Consider the following 1633-nt stretch of genomic DNA (forward strand, 5'->3'; position numbering starts at 1 on the left):
GTTTACTTTTACGTCATCCCAGGCAATAATTAAATTAGCCCCCGTTGGCGATGGTTGAAATACCATTGTAAAATACTCAATATTTTTTTCAGACTTATAAACGGGAATTTCAATTTTTGCAATGTCTTTAGTAGTATCAGGGTGCAACCCCCACGAAAAAAGATTGGTGTTAAAAACGATTATCCATTTATCTTTAAACGGGATACAATAAATAATATAACGGCCTTTTGAAATGCGCTGCCCTTTAATAGTTGCTGGTTTAAAAAATTCAATTTCACTTGCTTCGTTTGCACCTAATCGCCATAAGGCACCATATTGCTGCACATATTTTGGCGGAGGCTCGTTACCAAAAATTACCCTGCCGTTTTTTTGCGGCCTGCTGTAAATTACCCTTGCTGTTAAACTGCCGGTATCTTTACCACTCATCTTGAGTGCAGGAAAATCTACAGGATAATAACTAATGTCCATCGGCGATTTATCAACAGCAGCATAAGGGTTTGAGGGTTCAAAAACAGGTTTTTGAATTTCGGGATTGTTAGAATTAATAGTATTGCAGGCACTAAAGCAAAAAGCTGCAAATAATGCCATCACCAAAAATAATGTGGTTGTATTTTTTAGCATTTAATTAAAAAATAATTGGCAGGTTTACTTTTACGTCATCCCAGGCAATAATTAAATTAGCACCGGTAGCAGCTTTTTCAAAAGTCATTGTAAAAGCTTCTACAATTTCAGCTTGTTTTTGAACAGGCACATCCATTCTAACTACATCTTTTTTTATATCGTATTTAAAAGAGCCCCAAGTATCGTTTTCTTTGTTAATGATAACAGTCCACCTGTCTGCATAAGGGATGCAGTACATTGTATATCTGCCCTTTTTAATTTTTGTAGTATTTATTTTTACATTTTGATAAAACTCAATTTCTGTAGCTTCATTTGCACCAAGCCGCCATACTTTCCCGTATTCGAGTAAATCTCCAAAAACCGTTCTGCCGTTTTTTTGCGGTCTGCTGTAAATAACCCTTGCTACTAGCGGATCAGTTGTTTTATCCTGTATTTTAGAAACAGGGTAACCATTGGGATAATAACTCATATCCATTGTAGATTTATCTACAGGAGGTAATTTAGTTTGTGCAATTAAAAAAGATGCAGAAAATATTACTGCGGAAACCGATAAAAAAAACTTCTTCATAAAATAAAAATATTTTTTCAAAGATAAACCAATCAGGCATTTAATATTTGCTGCAATTGATGTGCGGCAAATATTTTTAAATCGGGATAAAAAATTTCGTATTGAGATTTTATAGTATCGTAATGTGTATTAAAGATAGCAAAGGCAATTGCGCTTTCTGTAAGGTACTGCGATCGCTTTACAAGCCCGTTAAAACTTTTTTCTATCCCCCATTTATTTTTATAATTATACAACCAGTTATATTCAATCATATAAGGCAGCATTTTTTTAAAGGCCTCCGGCAATACTGCAACATTTGTTTCAAGACTTTGATAGGTGGCCAAAGTGAATTTTTTTAAATCATCATCGGTGGAAAATTCTGATTGGTCATTTGCTAAAAAATGGTCATACACTACATCTGTAAATGCACCTGAATACAAGCGGTATTGAGGCCTGAAAAATAAT

General features: G+C 34.4%; 3 protein-coding genes. All 3 read right to left on the reverse strand.

The window, feature by feature from the left end:
- A partial coding sequence (locus ACY65O_RS14310; RefSeq protein WP_462221538.1) for a DUF2911 domain-containing protein occupies positions 1–621 on the reverse strand: 621 nt, incomplete at its 3' end.
- Between the two features lie 4 nt (positions 622–625).
- Positions 626–1189, reverse strand: coding sequence for a DUF2911 domain-containing protein (locus tag ACY65O_RS14315; RefSeq protein WP_462221539.1), 564 nt, complete (start codon positions 1187–1189; stop codon positions 626–628).
- A 32-nt stretch (positions 1190–1221) separates the two neighbouring features.
- On the reverse strand, positions 1222–1633 hold a 412-nt coding region (locus ACY65O_RS14320), incomplete at its 5' end, for an ACP phosphodiesterase (RefSeq protein ID WP_462221540.1).

It is taken from the genome of Ferruginibacter sp. (assembly GCF_031430955.1).
Taxonomy (GTDB): Bacteria; Bacteroidota; Bacteroidia; order Chitinophagales; family Chitinophagaceae; genus Ferruginibacter.

What these genes read in the sequence shown, in the direction of transcription:
- ACY65O_RS14315 (WP_462221539.1), bottom strand. Translation starts at nt 1,189, where the DNA reads ATGAAGAAGTTTTTTTTATCGGTTTCCGCAGTAATATTTTCTGCATCT.